We start from the raw sequence: 17,625 nt of genomic DNA, 5'->3' as shown, positions 1-17,625 counted from the left end.
GGCATCCACCGGAACTCTTAGCATTTGAGAAAATCCCCGTTGCCGTTGGCCCAACCTAAGCGGAGCCGCTGCCCTGACTTTAGGATCACGGTGCTCGACTTGTCAGGTTTAACTTCGGCACCGAAAAGGCTCGCGAAGCTGGCGAAATCCTCAAACCATATTCGGGCTGGCGAGAACGAGTGGACGATCATGGCGGCTTCATCGGTCTTGAAGCGCCGAGCCTCGATCAACGAGGAAGCCGTCCTATGCACCAACTGATAACGGATATGAAATGGTGGGACATCATCGAAGCCGAGCAAGCCGCATAGTTGGCGCATGCGCTCTCGCTTTCCCTGCGATGGTTCGGCATACCACTCGCCCACGGTCGGTCCAAACGGCTCGCTTACCTTGCCTTCGATGGTAGCAGCACAAGTCTGTTCGCCGAAGCGGATAAGCGCAAACACGTCGTTCTGACTGTCACGGTTGCCACCGTCGAGTGGCACCCGGTGCTCGGGCAAGGCCAGGAGTAGCTCGGCCGAGCCATCGAACATTTGCGCGACTTCAGCCGGCAAGCCGTCAGCACTTTCCCAACAATGAGCAAGCGTCTTTGCCGAATAGCCGGTTCGCCATTGCCTCTCAGGTTCGGCGAGAAAGGCTTGCCAACTCGTCGGACCTTGGCTCGGAATATAAACCCGCGTCCGACGTGCATTTCGCAGAATACCCAATGGATGACCCCGCTAGCAGCACGTTCGCCCCTGCTGCTCACGCCATATCCTAGCGGATCATTAGTGAACCTCGGTTTAAAAGTCGCGATATGTAGGCTGCATGCCGGTTGACGATCCCGTTAAGGGGAACCTGAGCTGTGATCGAACGCAGCGGCACTCATGCTTTCACCGCCGAGAAGAAGAGAAATCGCGGCTTGGTCGTGAGGTCCTGATATGCCTCCGGAAAGCGTGAGCGGGCCTCAGGATCGGGCTGAGGTTCGTTCAGCGACTCGATATGGAAGCCTGCTGACCTCAATGCATCGAACATGACGTGAAGGGGGCGATACCAGAAGCGCATGGTCATCGGCTTGTCGCCGCGCTGCCAGAATTCGGCCAAGCTATAGGTCTCGAAATAGTTCTCGCGACCCGCCAGCTGGCGATCCATGAGGATGGTGTGTGGACAAAACCAGCCGGCCGCCTTGGGGCAGCAAACGGTTGAATTCCGAAAGCGGTCGTGACCAGTCGGGCAGATAGTGCATGACGAGCGGGGCGAGGACCAAATTGAAGGCACCATCGTTGAAGGGCAGCGGTTCGTTCAGATCAGCGACCAACAATCGTGCCCGGCTCTCAAGGCGACGGTGGGCGATTTCGAGCAAACCCGCACTTGAGTCGATACCGGTCAGGATTGCCCCTCGGCCGACAAGTGCCTCCGCCGCCGCATCCAGCATCGAGCACCCGAAGCCCCTCGACGTGACCCGCCATCGAAAGGATGGCCGGCCGTTTAGTATGCATTCCAGGCGTTGTTCTCTTATCAACGTCATAAGCCGCTGCAAACGTTGTTATCCCAGCCACATAACCACTATCGAAGGTCAGGGTTTATCGAGTTCTGATGCAATAGATAGTTTCCCTCAACTCGACCGGCCAATACCTGTGACTGGCGGCTTTGATCAACGGCTCTCTGAGCCGTCTTCAACGATGTCGACCTTCGGCGACCTCCCCACCGTCGACCTGTCCGCCCGCCTGGATCGGGCGCGCGGAACGACGAGATCAAACGTTTCATCAGTTCGCCGAGGATTCCGTCGTGCTCCGGATGACCGCCATTAACGGCTTTGCTCTCAATTAGCATCGTGGCGACATCGCGCATGCGAACCACGCTAATGCGCTGGGCCAAAAATGTTCCCGCCATGTTCCGGCACGATCCGCGTTCTGCTATGCCACAATCGCCGCTGTTCTGGCTTTGATCTTTCTGTCTATCAGGATGGGTCAGGAGGGCCGGACCAATCATGTGCGGCGATGGCGAGAGCATCTGGTGCCGCCGCCTTCTGATCGCGGCTGAGGAAGGTACGCGATTGTCCGGACCATGCCTGCGCGAATTACCTGTCAGGCGCGCTACCCTCGAGCTCGGTTCGATAAGTCTATTTGGAGACAAAATCCTGTTCGGCCATACAACCCCGAAACACCTCGTCCGAGGTAATTGCCCGGGTCAAGAGGCCCCCATCTGCGCTGGCGAAGTTGTTTGCTGATCTTCCCCTGCAGATTGCCTTCGCCTGCTCGAACCGACTTTGGAAAGACGGTGACGTCGCCTTCCACTGGTCCGAACTGCTGTTACATCCGGTGACGATGAGCATTGCCACCAGAACCCAGCCATAGCGCATGCGATGCTTCCCCCATCAATTCAAAGGCGGCGACGATACCATCGAAATACTCGAAGGAGAACCACTGAGCCCAGTGCGCCAAAGCATTGCGCCGGGTCCGGAAACACGGCATCTTCCTTTACCACGGGGGGCTATCTCATGATCACTTTCAAAGCTGCGGTCTTCGTCGCTTCCGTTGCCCTTGCATCGGCGGCAGTGGCTCAAGAAGCCTATGAGCTGAACGAGATTGAGCTGGCCGCGATCAAACGCAGCGTGAGCGTCCAACTGAAAGACCCCGACAGCGCGAAGTTTGGGCCAATCAAAGCGGTTCCTTATCCCGGTGTCCAGGAGGGAGTTGTTTTGGCTTGCGGCTTGGTCAACGCGAAGAACGGTTTCGGCGGTTACGCCGGCGAGACGCCGTTTGTAGGCGTTCTGGCAACTTATAGGCAGACAGCGCAGGCCGAGTTTGTTCTTAGGGAAATAGGCGGAGCGGAAACCGACAGCGCCGCCATCATTTCCTATTGCAAGAGCCAAGGCATCCGGTGAAAGGGCAGGTCATGGACCGGAACGATACCTTCCTCGACTATCTCGCACCGATCATCGAGGCGTTTGTGATTTTCTTGACTTCGGCAGGCGCGATAAGTGTTCTGGTAATGGCCTTGGCTTGGCTGGCAGGAACTGGCGTCGGTACAGCGGCGCAGTTGGTCGTCTATGCCTTTGCTACGTCCACCACGATAGCGGTCATGATCAGGCGAGAATTGCGGCTGAAACGTTAGGGTTGCTGGACCGACCCAAAATCGGCTTCCGTAGCTGCCTTATCGCCGCCACTAGCCGCCCTCGAAGTCGACCGTAACGCTTCGGTTGCCCGCCCAGCGCGTGACCAAAGAAAGCTTTGGCTCCGAACCCAACGTGCGCGCACGGTCGTGATGTTCGCGACGGTCGCGGTCATGATCGGGCGGCCTTCTGCGATGGCCCGCAATTTCGAGCGGGAGCGCCTGCGGACGGGCGAAGAGTCGGTTGGGAGTTTTCGCCGCCCCTTCGGGGGGCGATGGTCGGTCTGGAGGCCTTTGGAAGATTGGCGAGGGTTTCGGGCGGCCGGATCCGCCCATACGTCAAAGCCAGCTGCAGGGGAATGGTCCTTGGCGAGAGCCGACGAGACGGCCTGGAGACTCTGCATCGGTCCCGTAAGCTCGGGGCACGACGGTTTGGCCAGTGCCTCTTCGTGTTCGGACCCCTCGCCATTCGAGCGCGCGCGGTGGGCTTCCTTGCGCGACAACCAGCCTTCGTGGCACTCGACTTCGCCGCGATGCGAGACGGTGACGACGACCTTGCCGCCTTTCTTCTTCGGCGTCTTTTCGTAGTCCCATGAGTGGAAATATTGCCCCGGTTCGAGCAGCACCACCTCGGGCCACCCGGCTTCCAGATAGGCATCGCGTCTGGCGGCAATCGGCTCGTTCTGCTTTTCCCAGAACAGGTCAGCGCCAGCGAAATAGCATTCCCTGGCCGAACAGGTCTGAGACGATCAGGCCGCCATAATCATCGACGGCAAACAGCGCCACCTTGGTGGAAATCGACTGGCGGCCGAACAGCCATTGCTTCAATTGATAGCCTCGCGGCGCGTGTTGATCGGGATCGGCAAAGCGCCAGCCAGTCCTTCTGCCCGCCTTCGAGGCCATGGTCAGATGCCGCACCGTCTCGGTGTCGATCTCCTCGCGGCGATAGGCTTCGCGAATCTTGGGCGACAGGTCGCCGAGCGCCAGAATGCGCTTCACCTGTTGCTCCATGAGCCCGAAGATGGCGGCGATATCGGCAACGCCGCGCCCTTCCTTGATCAGCCGGGTGAAGGTTTTCGTTGAGAAGCCAAGCCCCGCCCGCATCTCTCCACGCCGGACCGGGCCGCAGCGCTGCGCCGGCGCCACTCAGCCTCCGACTAATAGAAGGTCTGCTGTCCGGCGCTCCAGGAAGCGTTGCGTCTCAATCCGCAAACAGGATAGGCGATGCGGGCGAACGGCGTAGCGCAGTCGGCCGGTTGGCCTGTCGCTCGGGCTTGCGGGTCGCGCTCGCGAGCTGGCTTCAAACACAACTGCTCGTCCCGGCCGCGCGGCTGTACCAGGCAGCGAGAGCCGAAGAGAGGACGCATGGGCCAGAGCTCGGTCTAATCGCTGCGCAGTATCTTTGCTTCCAGGGCGGCCGCGACGAAAGCGCGTCGAGCAACTGGCGACCGAGCCTTCCCACGCAGCACCTGCAGACATACGTCCATCGCTACCCTACTCTTCTCGGTCTGGCGACCAATATCCCGCAGCAAGATAGCGGCGGCGTCATTGACGTCGAGCACGATACGCTCGGAGCCATGGCGGCCGACCTGCACAATGACTGGCCTTTCGAACCTGCTCAAGCCGGCCATCTCCCCCCTTGACAGCCAGTCTGCGCCGACAGGCCGCATGCTAAACCGAATGTCACTGCCGCGCGTCGCCCCAGTCGCATGGGCGAACAGGATCTAGACTTTTGCGGTGCCCGCTTTGCAGGCCGCAATCCACTGCATCGCAGAGGTCGCATCTTCCAATATGCCAACCTGCTTTGCAAAGTCGTAAAGCGCGTTGCGCGCCGCACCTACAGGCTTGTGCCCATGGTAGGCATCATGGCACGTCCGAAGGGCAGTTTCGTGGGCACGATCTCTGCGATCTTGCGGCCATTCATCGAGAAGATCAATGGCTTCGGCAAGACTTGCAATCTCTTGCACGATATAGGTGGAGCGCTTCACGAAAATGGGGCTGTTGAAAGCCTCGGCCTTCATTTGTTCCTCCCGACCTGCTGAAAAGCCAGTTCACGTAAGGCGGTGCCGCATCGACCCCCGCCGATGGTTACACAATGTGTTGTCGGCGCGATGACGCTTCAAGAGGAAAACGCGGGCGTGATGTCATCGGCCATTGGCCGAAGCATCTCAAGGCGCTCTCAATGGTCAAGCGGCGGCCGGTTCTCTCCGCTTCGTTCGGCATGCTCTCCATTCGAATGGCACGTTGTAGTTCCTTTGCGGCGGGATCGATACTCCAGGCGAGGGAAGCTCGAAACCTCGCCTACGTCATTGACGAGCTCAAACCGGTCAGCGATGCAGATCGCATAGAAGAAAACTCGCCAAGTTCGCCGACACAAAACGTCTGCGGCATGCGCACGGTGCCCGCGCATGGGGAATGGATTGAACGAGCCCTGGAATGCTACCAGGCACCCTCGCCCTATGGTCGAAGTCACGCATGGAGAGGCGAATGCGGAAAACGCGCACGTCGGGTGCGCGGCGAAGATGAAGAAACGGTCACGTAATGAGGCAAGGCGCTTTATCCCTATTCAAGCCAGGCCAAGCGCCGGGGCTGCGGCAGTGGGTGCGTCAGGGATGCGTGCCCGAAGGGGTGAAGACGACCTCAGCGCGGCTTCAGCGAAGCCCGCAGCCCGGCCCGCAGGGAGACGCCCACCTGATCTCTTCCGACGCCGATCGGCGAGGCAACGACAAGCCAGGCGCGGCATGTGCCCTTTTCATCCGTCGAGAACCACTGCGGTCGCCTCGATCCCAGACCCCACCGCGGCAGGTCTTGGTCGGGATTGCGATAGCGATGCCAAGACATGGAGAGTGCCGAAGAATAAGATTGTTTTGCTCTTTACCAAAACTTCTGTGTGGCATTTTAATTGCAGGAATGGAGATTGCATGAATGGAGATTGAAGAACGAAAATACCCAGGAGAGCTGGCCTCCCCGCTGCAGGTCCACGAGCTTGCGGAAGAGTACCGCAAGGCGGCAACCATGCTGCTTCGGCTCGGCCGGCCAGGCAAACCGCTCACTCGAGCGCCCTTCAGGTTGTCGGCGATCCATGCGATCGAACTCTATCTGACCGCGCTTTTGCTTCACCGTGGGCGCAGCCCCAATCAAATCCGAAAGATGCAGCATGATCTGTCGGCGCGCACGGAGCTCGCCTTGGAAGCGGGGCTGCGCCTTCGCGCGAAAACCGCCCAACATCTTCACTCCCTCAGCCAGAACCGGGAATATCTCGTCACCCGCTACGGCCCGGAGCTGGCTGCAACCGCCTCCCAGATAAACCGGCTTACCGCTACTCTGGACGAGGTGGCGGCAAAGGTAACCATATTGATCGGCTTGTCCTCAACTAGGCCGCAGCCGGTCGGTCTTACCGCGGAGACCTCGCCTTGATGCGCGCGATGATGTCCGGATCTGAGACGAAGTCATCGAGGAAGTCGTTCCACTTTTCGGCCGAACGTCGAGCATGGGCGAGCATCTGTGTTAGCTCGTCAATGCCGTCGTCGGTGAGAGCGGTTATCGCCTCCTCCGTACCGTCATGGACACTGATGATACTGCCATAGCTGAGATTGTCATCGTTGTTGACGATCGCCTGAAGGAGATCGAGATCCTCCCCGATCATTTGCGAAACGTGTTCGATGGTGAAGACGTGGGTTATTGTCGCCATCAAGCGGCCTCGGCGTAGGTCACGGTGACTGGTATCCAATTCCAGGGAAGAGTTTCGTCAAGGTCGATGCGAGGGCAAAGGGTGTCCAGCCGTCTTCTGCCGGTGCGCCACGGCTCTCGAGCGTCTATCTGACGTCACCAAGTGTTGCTCCAGCGGTGCCGCTGGAGACCACCCATAGGCATTCTTGAATCGGCTCGGATCGACTGCGCAGGCGACATCGTCGAAACGAAACCACTCTCTCGGCTTTCGATCCGGCCGCCGCGCGGACGCGCAGGATCTCGACCTCTCGGCCCGCGACGCGCGCCAGGAGCCACCGTCAAGTCGGCCGACATCGCTAACTCAGGATCGGCGAGATTGAAGAGCAGTTTGAATTTACCTCGCGCCCCGAGAAGCATTTCAGCTTTTGGTAGACTTGTTACAGGCGCGATAGTTACTGCCGACGGCATCTGCCGGGCGATGAGATATTGATGATCGACCTATCGTCTTTCGCAAAAGTCAGGCCGGGACCAGGCCGACCTCCAGCCGGACTACTTCGATCCTTCAGTCCCCAATGGCAGTTGGCGCTTTGAATGGACGCGCCCGCTAGGCGTCGACCTCACTTTGTCTCGCCATCGCATGCAGCGATACAATTCGACGGCACAATTGACGTGCCGTAAGGCACATTCAGGCAAACGATGCGCGAATGATTTTTTCTTCTCAGTGCAACCACCGACATTCACGACGATCATCTCCCACCCTCGGGGGTTCTGTGGGAGCTCGGCCGAGAACGTGATGCATTTCGAACGAAAGACCTGCAGCTGGTTCCAATGCGTCCGTCCGTCCAGGCTTATTTTGAGACTTGTCTGACGAAGAATTTCTCTGGCCCTTCATCGAAGGCCAAGGGGCCGAGGATATTTTGAAGGCGATGGCGGAGTGGGGCGTTATGGGAAATGCTCTTCATCTGGGAGCCGAACTTCGACGCTGTTCTGGTATATCCCAGCCCGGGGGATCAATCACGTCTCCTGGTGTGACATCGCACCTGGAGCACTGATCGAACGGTCGATCGCGGAACGGCGCAGTTCATACGCTCAAACGTCGCTGCGTCTCGCTCGCCTCACCTAAAATCCAGTCGCGAAACCTCTTAATCTTCGCGATGCGCACTTTTTCGGTGGGGGCGATTGCATAATAGTCGTCGCAGGCCTTTGCAGCGTGCGAAGGTCAAGGAGTTTTGCGACCGTCGCAAAGAGCTCCAAGCCATCATCCGGCTCGGTGCTCCAATTTATCGCCGCTAACGCCGGATAACGATAATCCCAGCCAATGCGATGAGGACAATACCGAGTATGGATGCCGCATCCAGACGTTCCGAGAACAGCACGACGCCCCAGAGCACTGCGAAGGCCAGATAGGAAAAGTCCCAGGTCGAGATGATCGACGATGGTCCCCACTGGTAGGCGATGGCCGTGCCGACGCTACCGATCAGCATCGTCATGCTCAAAAACCCGATCAACGCCCATTGGGTCCAGCCCATTGGAATCCACGCGCCCATGAACAGGCTTTGTCCGCCCTCGCTCCCTGCCATCACGGTCGCCAGGCTCGCGCCACCCCCGAGACCGATCGCTATCACGTTGAAGATCAGCGCCAGAACGAAGGGGCTTTCGCCGCGGCTCTTGGTGCGCGTCAGCACCATGGCCAGAGCGTAGAGAATTGCAGAAACAAGCGGCATCACGGCATGGACGCCAAGATCGCCGGCCTGCGGCTTCAGCATGAGCAGCACACCGACGAAGCCGAGGGCGACTCCGACCCAACCTTGCACCCCGACAGGTTCCCTGATCCAGAAGGCCGCAAAGAGCGTAATGAACAGAGGGATCGTGTAATAGACCGCCGCCGCCATCGAGAAGTCGAGGCGCGGCAGCGAAGCGTAATAGATCAGCAGGCTCGACAGAAGCAGGCTGCTTCGCAGGATGGCCCAGCCAGGATGGTTTGGGCGCAACGAGACCTGCGGAGAGCGCCATTTCAGGATCGAGATCAACAAGGGCAGCGTGGCGCAGGACCGCAGGAGAATGAACTGCGACAGCGGCATGTCCGAGATCGTGACCTTAATGATCGCATCCGCAATGGAAAGCGTCAGGTCCGTGAAAACCATCGCCGCAACGGCGATGCCCACCCTGTCCGCGTTGGAAGCCGTCTGACCGATCGACATTTTTCGCGTTCCCTGCTTCCGTACGCCGAGGCTACCGAGCCGCGATCGTTCCAACAACTCCGATTATACGGAAATATTGTCCGTGCTATTGTACAATGAACACGAAAGAGGATGCGTCGCTTTGGACAGTGTGGACGACATGATCCTTTTGGCTGAACTCGCCGAAACGGGCAGCTTTACCCGTACCGGGGAGCGGATCGGAATGCCCAAATCCACGGTCAGCCAGCGCATCGCCCAGCTTGAGGCACGTCTGGGACTGCGGCTCCTCAACCGCTCCACACGGCATGTAAGCCTCACCGGCAGCGGCCAGGTCTATCTCGAATACTGCCGCCGCGTTCGCGCAGAGGTCTCGGCCGCGAACATGGCGATGACCAATCTTAAGGAACAGCCTGTCGGGACGCTGAAGATCACCTGTCCGGAGGTAACAGCCACCTATTTCATGCCGACCTTTCTGCACGGATTTACCACGCAGTTTCCCCGGATCGCGGTCGAGCTGATCGCCACAAACCGGCATCTCGACATCATCCGCGAGCGGGTTGATTTCGCTTTTCGCGTTGGCGCGACCACAGGTCAGGACCTGATCGTGCGGCGTGTCTCCTCGATCAAACGGGTTCTCGTCGCCGCCCCGGCCTATCTGGCGGCTGGCAGTCCTCTTCGGGAACCGACCGAGCTTCTACAGCGCCGCTGCCTGGTGCATGATGCGCAGCCCGAATGGGTGTTCTCGTCGCACGACACACCGATCGTTCTGCGGCCGCCGCCGGCCGCGACCTCGGATTCCATGGGGTTCCTGCTGCAATCTTGTATCGCGGGCGATGGGGTCGCACTCCTTCCCGCTTATGTGTGCCAGCCCTCCGTCTCGGCCGGCCGCCTCGTGGAATTGCTGCCGGGTTGGGAAATTCCACCCTATGAAATGATGCTGATCGTTCCCAACCTGAAGAACCAGTCCAAGGCGCAGACCGCATTCCGCGATTATGTGAATAGCTTCGACTTTTCAGCGTTTGCTGTTGGGCGTTAGCCGGAACTTCCCGAGTCTGACGGCCGCTTGTTGTGCAAAGGGACTATCTGTCGCAAAATCCCGGCTTAGGCGGTCGCTCCGTCGCCCGCGTCAGAAAGATGTCGACTGACTAGCTGGACAAACTCCTTTGTTCGACAATCGTATCCGATCCGCCCTTTGTGCGTTCCAACTTCGAGTGCCTGTTTAGTGCGTTCTCCGGCCCTCGTTCGTCGACGACTCGGGTTCTATGTACCGACCAATCGAGCGAAGATAGGCAACGATCTCCGGTAGCAGGTGATCACGATCGCCAAACTCTTCCACGATTCTTTTTACCTTGCGCCAGGGTGCCTTCCCGTCAACGTCGCCTAGCGAATAGCCTAAGTGACCGATCGCGCAGCTATCACAGCCAGCCTCGATCACCTTGTCTACGAACGCAGGGATTTCGCTGGCCTTCAATAGTCGAATGTTGCTGGTCATCGCAGATATCTCCGTTGGGGGTCGGCGTGGAAATTGCCGACACTCATTGTGCTCGAACCTGCACGCACTTCGCTACCTGTGCACTTGCACAGGTTGCAGGTGTCAGCCCTGCCGAAGGCGCCGGATCGAGCGCTTGCTGAACATTTGTCCATTGTTTGGCACTCCGGGCACTCATGCCAGGACAGCCCACCTGCTCCGTTCCAGCAAGGCAGCATTGGCTGCCGGAACGCTCCCATTGCGCGCACTGGAAGACGATGCCGGCGCCTGCAGCTCAGGCAGTCGGAGTGAGTCAATGCCGAGCCGCCCATTCCTCTTTCCTCGCCAGTCGCTCGAGCCGCACGCGCTCTTTTCGCTCTGCAATCCAGTCGGTTGGGTCGCGGTTGGCGCGATCGAGGGGTCCGGCGTCTGAAAAGGTCCTTAGATCCCGTAGTCAGAGCCAGACCAATCAGTCGAGATGGCTGCGAACCGCGTTGCGGGCGCGAACTGGCTCCTGCGATGGTTCGATACCCAGTATTTTCTCCGCCATCTCTTCTTCACGGGCAAGAGCAGGATCGCCTCGGATTGCGCGTCCAAGGCGATGCCGCGGCGTGGCTTGCCGAAGTGCGGCAGATGCGCGTCGATCGTCCGGACCGGTTGCCATCGACCCAAATATCTGCGGATCGGAGTCAATCTCGCAAAGCCGCCAGCGTTGCAATCCCAAGCCGGCGCTCGGGCTTCTCCTGCCCGAAGATGAGTTTCGATCGGCCTGGCTGAAGGGCGGCCTGATCGGCAGTATCAGACACCTGCCAGGCGAACCAGACTTGCGCCACGCTTCGCTACTGGGATTTTCTCGACGAAAACTAGCGCGCCGATTGTTTCCTGGCATATGTGGCGACGGCGCAGAGGAAAGCCAAAGCAGCGGTGTCACACGCGGTTCGAGACGGCCCTTTTGCAAACAGTACGGCATCAGCAATCGGGAGCGTCAGGCCATGTTTTTTTGCGAAGGAGGTAAGCTCGTAAGGCTGATCGTCATCTCGATTGCGAATACCAAATTCGTAGTCCATCGATCATCTCCTCCCGTGTTCCCAACCATCCCTCTTTGAGCCCACAACGATTAGCTGCCCATGGCAGGTTCTTGTAAAGAGCATCTTCTTCGAAAATACCCAAGTGGGTCCATAGCTCGCGCGCCCAGCTGCACCGCTCAGCAGAGCCTGCGCGGATTTCTCTTTCTTGGCAGATCCGAGCATGACGCCCGGCCCAGGTAACGCCTTCGCCCGTGCGATGGGTAAATTGTGCATTGCAATAGTTTGCGTTTGGATATGATCCTGCCTTCGAAGATCTACTCCTCCCAGATGTGATGCGGATGCTGAATGCGGCGCACCTCCTCCTGCGATGCATTCAAATCAAGCCCGCTGTCACCTCCGCCCGGCAGTGGCTTTTTCTTTGTATGAGCGGCGTTTCGGGCCATGGGCGATGCATCGCCGTCTAGGCGAGGCGAATGCTCCGGACTTCCACGCCTTTCTTGCCTTGCCCGCATTGGACAAACACCTTCTGTCCCGCCACCAGCACGCTGAGCCCTGAGCGGGTCAGCGTGCTGGCATGAACGAAGAGGTCCTTCTCACCGTCGTCGGGAGCAATGAAGCCGAAGCCCTTTTCGGGTTTGTACCACTTGACCGTGCCGCCGCTCTCCAGCTGCGCACCCGTCTCGATGATGCTCCCTCCAGCGACGCGCGTATGTGACGGAGTTTTCGCGATCTGATCGCCGATCTCCAGCACCTGCGCGACTTGAGGACCTTTTGGACTTTTTTCGACCGTGACCTTGAGAGGCGTCCCCGCGGCAACATCCCGGCTTCCGGCCGCCTCTAGCACGCGGACGTGCAGATAGGCCTCCCTGCCGTCCGACAGTTTGACGAAGCCAAAACCCTTGCTGACTGTGAACCACATTACCTCGCCGTCGACAGGGTCTGCGGTCACCGTCGCCGGGCGCTGAAAGTAGCTTGGCTCGGAGGGCCGTTCCAAAAAGGAAACAGGGTCATCGTCATGGCGATGCCGGCGTGGCTCGCGATGGTCTCGATATTTGCCCATGATCATCTCGACTGGCATGGATGGCGAACTGCGCAACCGTCAAGATAATCTCAATCGGGCGACGCGTTTATGTCAAATGGCCGTGGTGGCCGTGCCCGGCCATCAGCCGAACCCTTTGAAACTAGATTCATTTCCCCTCAAACAATAGTGCCGGCGAGTCGATTTACTGATTCGCATAGGGTTGTGGGAGTGCGACGCGCGGGCGAACTGGAAGGGCTTTTACTGGGCAGTGCGGAAAGCCTGCTCCGGTTTCCTTCGAAAGGTCCCGAACGGCGGATCGACGACCATCAGCGCCGGCTCCAGGCCACGGCCAGCGCATGATCATCAACGAGCGTCACGCCCAGCGTTGACGCCAGGCCCTGGAAAACCATCCCGCGCTGTCGCCGACGAGAACAATGTCGCAATGTCGATCGACGAGCTTTGGAATCGGCGTGGTATAGACCGTCAGGCAGACGAGCGGCGTCCCACCTTTGCCCGAACGGACATCCGGCGGTGTGATCGCCTTGGCGTCAGCCACCGCCACTCAATGGCCGTTTCCTTCCCCAACGTTACCAACACGGGTGTCGCGTTTGGCATATTTTCGGTGCAGCTGCGACCAGCTAAAATCGCCACGACGCTTGGTGTTGACGCGCCGACAATTAGCAGACAAACCAAATTAAATCGGTTCAGCCGCCTACGCGGCAGGGCTCTGCCCAACAATGTCGGGGACCATGGACGATCGCGCAAGAGGGATCAGGAAAGGCGGAGCTGGACGCATGGCCAACGACGTCAACGCGGATTTGATCGCCGTCGTGGTCGCCATGGACAGCAGCGCCCCCTGCGTTCTGACCATCCCGCAGGCAAACGCCCTGCCCTCGGGCCCGTTCGAGCTTACTCACCGTTCGCTGCAGTCGGGCCTCAGGGGATGGGTGGAACAACAGACCGGCCAGCCGCTCGGCTATATCGAACAGCTCTACACCTTTGCCGATCGCGACCGGGTTGGCGCTGATGACCGCGTGATCTCTATCAGCTATCTGGCGCTCACCCACCAAGACGAAGCTGGCGGCTCGGCCGAGCGACACTGGGGAAGCTGGTACGACTATTTCCCGTGGGAGGATCACCGCTCCGGCACACCCGCGGTCGTGGACGAGTTGCGGCTGCGCCTCATCGAATGGGCGGACAGCGCTGACGACGGCACGACGCGCCTCGACCGGCGACGGCGGGCGGCGATCGCCTTCGGCTTTGACGACCGTCATTGGAACGAGGAACTCGCGCTTCAACGTTATGAACTGCTCTACGAAGCCGCCCTGGTGGAGGAAGCAATACGCGCCGGACATTCCGCCGCGCCCATCTCGGTGTCGGGCAGATCGATGATCGCCGATCATCGTCGCATCCTGGCAACGGGCATTGCGCGGCTGCGCTCCAAGATCAAATACCGGCCGGTCGTATCCGAACTGATGCCGCCGGTCTTCACGCTTTTGCAGCTGCAGCGCACGGTGGAGGCACTCGTCGGCAGGCTCGTGCGTAAGCCGAACTTTCGCCGGCTGATCGAGCAGCAGGAGCTGGTCGAGGAGACCGGTGAGACGACTGCGGAAACCGGCGGCCGGCCGGCGCAACTTTATCGCTTCCGCCACGCGGTTCTCGACGAGAGGGTGATAGCCGGAACAAAATTGCCGCTCTCGCGGGCTTGACCGCTTATACTCGCCACGAATATATACGCATTATATTCAGCTGGAATATAATCGGAGGGCTCGATGAGCACCGTGCTGCTTTCGGGCGCTTCCCTGTACGATCGAGTCCGGCGGGTGATCCCGCTGATCGAATGGCTGACTTTCGCCGATGATATCGAGGCGATCCTTGCTCTGAAGCGCGAGCGCAACGCCGTCATCCTGGCGCACAACTACCAGACACCGGAGATCTTCCACTGTGTCGCCGACATCGTCGGCGACAGCCTGGCGCTTGCGCGCAAGGCGATGTCGGCCGAAGCCGATGTCATCGTGCTCGCCGGCGTGCATTTCATGGCCGAGACGGCAAAGCTGCTCAATCCGCAAAAGATGGTGCTCATTCCTGACCTCAGGGCAGGCTGTTCGCTGGCGGACTCCATTACCCCGAGGATATCCGGCTGCTGCGGCAACGCTATCCGGGCGTACCGGTCGTCACCTATGTCAACACATCAGCCGAGGTGAAGGCCGAGTCGGATATCTGCTGTACCTCCGGCAATGCGCGGGCTGTGGTGGAGTCGCTCGGCGTCCCACGTGTCATCATGCTGCCGGACGAATATCTGGCCCAGAACATCGCCGCCCAGACCGATGTCGAGATCATTGCCTGGAAAGGGCATTGTGAGGTGCATGAACGTTTCACGCCTGCCGACATCCGCGAGTTGCGCGAAAGCCATCCCGGTGTGATCGTGCTCGCGCATCCCGAATGCCCGCCGGAAGTCGTCGCGGAAGCCGACTTTTCCGGGTCGACCGCGGCCATGTCCGATTATGTCGGTAACAAAAAGCCGTCCCGCGTCGTGCTGATGACGGAGTGCTCGATGAGCGACAATGTCGCGCTCGCACACCCCGAGATCGAGTTCATCCGGCCCTGCAATCTGTGCCCGCACATGAAGCGGATAACGCTCCCCAACATCCGTATGGCTCTCGAAGAGAACCAGCACGTCGTGACCATCGCACCCGAGATCGCCCAGCGCGCGCGGCTGGCGGTCGAGCGGATGCTTGCAATTTGAGCGCCGATATCCGCAGCTTCTTCGGGCGGCCGATTATCATCGGCGGCGGCATCGCCGGGCTGATGACCGCACTTCACCTGGCGCCCGAACCGGTGCTTCTTCTGTCCAGGACGCCGCTCGGATCTGAGGCATCGAGTGTGTGGGCACAGGGCGGACTGGCTGCCAGCCTTGGCGTTGACGACGATCCGGTACTGCACCTCGCCGACACGCTCGCTGCTGGCGATGGGCTGTGCGACGCGGAAATCGTTAGCCGCGTCCTCCATGCCGCTCCGAACTCGATTGAGACCCTGGCAAACCTTGGGGCCCGCTTCGATCGAACGCCTGAAGGAGCACTGCTGCTGGGATTGGAAGCCGCGCACAGCCGCCGGCGCATCGTTCATGCCGGCGGCGACGGCAGCGGACAGGAAATCATGCGTGCGCTGGTCGAGGCTGTGCGTTCTACCCCGTCGATTGTCGTCGTCGAGGGTGTGGAGGCGCGGCGGCTGGCGGTGGAGGACAATACGGTCCGTGGCGTTTGGGCAAGCTGTTCGATGAATCCTGTATTCTTGGGAACAGGACGGGTCGTCCTCGCCACCGGCGGCATTGGGGGGCTGTTTTTCGACACCACCAATCCTCTGGGCAATTGCGGACAGGGGATGGCGCTTGCGGCGCGCGCGGGTGCGGTCCTTGCCGACCTGGAATTCGTCCAGTTTCATCCGACCGCGCTCGACGGGTCGGATCGCCCGATGCCGCTGATCAGCGAAGCGGTTCGCGGCGAAGGCGCGACGATTGTCGACGAAACAGGCCGGCGCTTCCTTGAAGACTTGCATGACGCTGAACTCGCGCCGCGCGACGTGGTGGCGCGCGCCATCTGGACGCATCTTGTAGATGGCCACCATGTCTTCCTCGATGGACGACAAAAGCCCGGCCCGACATTCGCGCGGCAGTTTCCGACGATCGCAGCAAGCTGCCGCGCCGCCGGCATCGACCCGGCGCACGACCTCATTCCTATACGGCCGGCCCAGCACTATCACATGGGCGGCGTCGCGGTGGATCAGGAAGGACGTAGCTCCGTTGCCGGACTTTGGGCCTGCGGCGAAGTCGCCTCGACCGGACTGCACGGCGCCAACAGGCTTGCCAGCAACTCGCTGACCGAGGCTGTCGTCTGCGCGCGCTGGGTCGCCGAAAGCGTGGCGCGATCTCCGATCGGCGTCAGAACAAGATTGACGGCACGGGAAATTCCGTCTCCCGATCCACGTCCGTTGCGCCCTCTCCTCTCACGCAGCCTTGGCGTGAAGCGGGATGGCAAGAGCTTGCGCGAGGCCGTGTGCGCATTGCTTCCCGCTTGCCAAACGCCACGATGCGGCGTCCGATCCCGCGGTAGTGGGATTGATGATCGCGATCGCCGCTTTGCTGCGCGAAGAAAGCCGCGGCGCTCACTACCGCACGGACTTTCCCGATCGTGCTGCGATCGGCCGCCGTTCCGAATTCACCCTCGATGAAGCCTTAGCAGCGGCCGAGGAACTCGCATTTTCGCCGACGGTTGAAGAGGTCGAGCAATGAACCTTTCGCCGCTTCCCGCAATCATGCTCGAGCCTCTGGTGCGGGCAGCACTTCTGGAAGATCTCGGCCGGGCGGGTGATCTGACGACCGACGCGATCGTGCCGAAGAACCATCACGCGACGACCGTGCTGTCGGCGCGCCAGACCGGAGTTGTCGCCGGGCTTGATCTGGCGAGGCTCGCCTTCAGGCTGATCGATGAGACTGTCCAGGTTACGGTGGAGTGTCCGGACGGCAGCGAGGTGGCGCACGGACAGACCATCGCATCGGTCAGCGGCCCGGCCCGCGCCATTCTCACCGCCGAACGGACGGCGCTCAATTTTCTCTCTCATCTGAGCGGCATCGCCACCGCAACGGCATCGATCGTCAATGCGATCCGCGAGTACAAGGCGAAGGTCGTCTGCACCCGCAAGACGACACCCGGTTTGCGGGCTATCGAAAAATACGCCGTGCGCGCTGGTGGCGGCTCCAATCACCGTTTCGGCCTCGACGACGCCATCCTGATCAAGGACAACCACATCGCCATCGCCGGCGGCATTCGCACGGCAATCGAGCGGGCGCGAAGCAGCGTCGGCCATCTCGTCAAGATCGAAGTCGAGGTCGAGACGCTGGCCCAGTTGGAAGAGGCCTTGGCCCTCGCTCCCGACGCCGTGCTGCTTGACAACATGTCGGTCGACGAACTTCACCAGGCGGTGGCCATGGTTGCCGGCCGGGCGATCACCGAAGCATCGGGCCGGATTACGCTCGGTTCGGCTGCGGAGATTGCTGCCACCGGTGTCGACCTAATCTCCATGGGCTGGCTGACCCACAGCGCGCCGATCCTGGATATTGGCCTCGACTATTGTGATTCATGATCGACTGACGGAACGGATGGCAGCGGGAGG

General features: G+C 60.2%; 17 protein-coding genes and 4 pseudogenes. 10 read left to right on the top strand and 11 right to left on the bottom strand.

What is annotated here, in order from left to right; translation table 11 throughout:
- Nucleotides 1-17 precede the first annotated feature (17 nt).
- Together NKJ01_RS02125 and NKJ01_RS02120 are read right to left on the bottom strand one after the other, a co-directional pair.
- Nucleotides 18-704: a DUF6946 family protein gene (locus NKJ01_RS02125; RefSeq protein WP_352725637.1), complete on the bottom strand. Its 687-nt coding sequence runs from the start codon at nucleotides 702-704 to the stop codon at nucleotides 18-20.
- 157 nt (nucleotides 705-861) lie between these two features.
- Nucleotides 862-1,535: pseudogene (locus NKJ01_RS02120) on the bottom strand (class I SAM-dependent methyltransferase).
- A 941-nt stretch (nucleotides 1,536-2,476) separates the two neighbouring features.
- Between NKJ01_RS02120 and NKJ01_RS02115 the strand changes: the two are divergent.
- Both NKJ01_RS02115 and NKJ01_RS02110 read left to right on the top strand, forming a co-directional pair.
- Nucleotides 2,477-2,863: a hypothetical protein gene (locus tag NKJ01_RS02115; RefSeq protein WP_352725635.1), complete on the top strand. Its 387-nt coding sequence runs from the start codon at nucleotides 2,477-2,479 to the stop codon at nucleotides 2,861-2,863.
- 11 nt (nucleotides 2,864-2,874) lie between these two features.
- On the top strand, nucleotides 2,875-3,093 hold the full coding sequence (locus NKJ01_RS02110) for a hypothetical protein (protein ID WP_352725634.1): 219 nt from the start codon (nucleotides 2,875-2,877) through the stop codon (nucleotides 3,091-3,093).
- Nucleotides 3,094-3,792: 699 nt separating this feature from the next.
- Here the strand turns inward: NKJ01_RS02110 and NKJ01_RS02105 are convergent.
- The 3 genes from NKJ01_RS02105 to NKJ01_RS02095 all read right to left on the bottom strand — a co-directional run bounded on the left by NKJ01_RS02105 (nucleotide 3,793) and on the right by NKJ01_RS02095 (nucleotide 5,111).
- Complete coding sequence (locus NKJ01_RS02105; RefSeq protein WP_352725632.1) at nucleotides 3,793-4,236, bottom strand: hypothetical protein; 444 nt, start codon at nucleotides 4,234-4,236, stop codon at nucleotides 3,793-3,795.
- 236 nt (nucleotides 4,237-4,472) lie between these two features.
- A complete protein-coding gene (locus tag NKJ01_RS02100; RefSeq protein ID WP_352725631.1) occupies nucleotides 4,473-4,721 on the bottom strand; it encodes a DUF982 domain-containing protein in 249 nt (82 codons plus the stop codon).
- Between the two features lie 93 nt (nucleotides 4,722-4,814).
- A complete protein-coding gene (locus tag NKJ01_RS02095; protein ID WP_352725629.1) occupies nucleotides 4,815-5,111 on the bottom strand; it encodes a DUF982 domain-containing protein in 297 nt (98 codons plus the stop codon).
- Between the two features lie 161 nt (nucleotides 5,112-5,272).
- Here NKJ01_RS02095 and NKJ01_RS02090 point away from each other — a divergent pair, with 161 nt between their 5' ends.
- Entirely contained in the window at nucleotides 5,273-5,632 is a 360-nt protein-coding gene (locus tag NKJ01_RS02090) for a hypothetical protein (RefSeq protein WP_352725628.1), read from the top strand.
- 383 nt (nucleotides 5,633-6,015) lie between these two features.
- Entirely contained in the window at nucleotides 6,016-6,507 is a 492-nt protein-coding gene (locus NKJ01_RS02085; protein WP_352725626.1) for a HEPN domain-containing protein, read from the top strand.
- Here NKJ01_RS02085 and NKJ01_RS02080 read toward each other — a convergent pair.
- Together NKJ01_RS02080 and NKJ01_RS02075 are read right to left on the bottom strand one after the other, a co-directional pair.
- Nucleotides 6,485-6,781 carry a hypothetical protein gene (locus tag NKJ01_RS02080; protein WP_352725624.1) on the bottom strand — a complete coding sequence of 99 codons (297 nt, stop codon included), beginning with the start codon at nucleotides 6,779-6,781 and terminating at the stop codon, nucleotides 6,485-6,487. The two genes, NKJ01_RS02085 and NKJ01_RS02080, sit on opposite strands and share 23 nt — an antisense overlap.
- A 1,267-nt stretch (nucleotides 6,782-8,048) precedes the next feature.
- Nucleotides 8,049-8,960: a DMT family transporter gene (locus NKJ01_RS02075; protein WP_352725623.1), complete on the bottom strand. Its 912-nt coding sequence runs from the start codon at nucleotides 8,958-8,960 to the stop codon at nucleotides 8,049-8,051.
- A gap of 139 nt (nucleotides 8,961-9,099) precedes the next feature.
- Here NKJ01_RS02075 and NKJ01_RS02070 point away from each other — a divergent pair, with 139 nt between their 5' ends.
- Nucleotides 9,100-9,975, top strand: a complete 876-nt coding sequence (locus tag NKJ01_RS02070; RefSeq protein ID WP_352726022.1) for a LysR family transcriptional regulator — start codon at nucleotides 9,100-9,102, stop codon at nucleotides 9,973-9,975.
- 183 nt (nucleotides 9,976-10,158) lie between these two features.
- Here NKJ01_RS02070 and NKJ01_RS02065 read toward each other — a convergent pair whose 3' ends face one another.
- From NKJ01_RS02065 to NKJ01_RS02055, 3 genes are all read right to left on the bottom strand, one after another.
- Nucleotides 10,159-10,431, bottom strand: coding sequence for a Y4lK-related protein (locus NKJ01_RS02065; RefSeq protein ID WP_352725621.1), 273 nt, complete (start codon nucleotides 10,429-10,431; stop codon nucleotides 10,159-10,161).
- Between the two features lie 839 nt (nucleotides 10,432-11,270).
- Nucleotides 11,271-11,474 (bottom strand): hypothetical protein, encoded by a 204-nt coding sequence (locus tag NKJ01_RS02060; protein WP_352725619.1) that lies wholly within the window; start codon nucleotides 11,472-11,474, stop codon nucleotides 11,271-11,273.
- Between the two features lie 421 nt (nucleotides 11,475-11,895).
- Entirely contained in the window at nucleotides 11,896-12,501 is a 606-nt protein-coding gene (locus tag NKJ01_RS02055) for a cold-shock protein (RefSeq protein WP_352725617.1), read from the bottom strand.
- On the opposite strand from NKJ01_RS02055, the gene NKJ01_RS02050 reads away from it, so the two are divergent.
- Nucleotides 12,494-12,643 carry a hypothetical protein gene (locus NKJ01_RS02050; protein ID WP_352725615.1) on the top strand — a complete coding sequence of 50 codons (150 nt, stop codon included), beginning with the start codon at nucleotides 12,494-12,496 and terminating at the stop codon, nucleotides 12,641-12,643. The genes NKJ01_RS02055 and NKJ01_RS02050 overlap by 8 nt on opposite strands.
- A gap of 77 nt (nucleotides 12,644-12,720) precedes the next feature.
- On the opposite strand, the pseudogene NKJ01_RS02045 reads toward NKJ01_RS02050, so the two are convergent.
- Nucleotides 12,721-13,018: pseudogene (locus tag NKJ01_RS02045) on the bottom strand (3-methyl-2-oxobutanoate hydroxymethyltransferase); the annotation flags it as partial.
- 187 nt (nucleotides 13,019-13,205) lie between these two features.
- On the opposite strand from NKJ01_RS02045, the gene NKJ01_RS02040 reads away from it, so the two are divergent.
- The 4 genes and pseudogenes from NKJ01_RS02040 (at nucleotide 13,206) to nadC (ending at nucleotide 17,595) form a co-directional block, all read left to right on the top strand.
- Complete coding sequence (locus NKJ01_RS02040) at nucleotides 13,206-14,165, top strand: NUDIX hydrolase (RefSeq protein WP_352725613.1); 960 nt, start codon at nucleotides 13,206-13,208, stop codon at nucleotides 14,163-14,165.
- Nucleotides 14,166-14,228: 63 nt separating this feature from the next.
- Nucleotides 14,229-15,202 (top strand): annotated as a pseudogene (nadA, locus tag NKJ01_RS02035) (quinolinate synthase NadA).
- Nucleotides 15,199-16,744: pseudogene (locus tag NKJ01_RS02030) on the top strand (L-aspartate oxidase). Before nadA ends, NKJ01_RS02030 begins: the two co-directional pseudogenes overlap by 4 nt.
- Nucleotides 16,741-17,595 (top strand): carboxylating nicotinate-nucleotide diphosphorylase, encoded by an 855-nt coding sequence (gene nadC, locus NKJ01_RS02025; protein WP_352725611.1) that lies wholly within the window; start codon nucleotides 16,741-16,743, stop codon nucleotides 17,593-17,595. Before NKJ01_RS02030 ends, nadC begins: the two are co-directional and overlap by 4 nt.
- Nucleotides 17,596-17,625 lie beyond the last annotated feature (30 nt).

The sequence above is a fragment of the Mesorhizobium sp. M0276 genome, from assembly GCF_040321755.1.
GTDB lineage: Bacteria > Pseudomonadota > Alphaproteobacteria > Rhizobiales > Rhizobiaceae > Mesorhizobium.
Note: the sequence above shows the minus strand (reverse complement) of the source record. Positions and strands in the feature narration are given on the sequence as shown.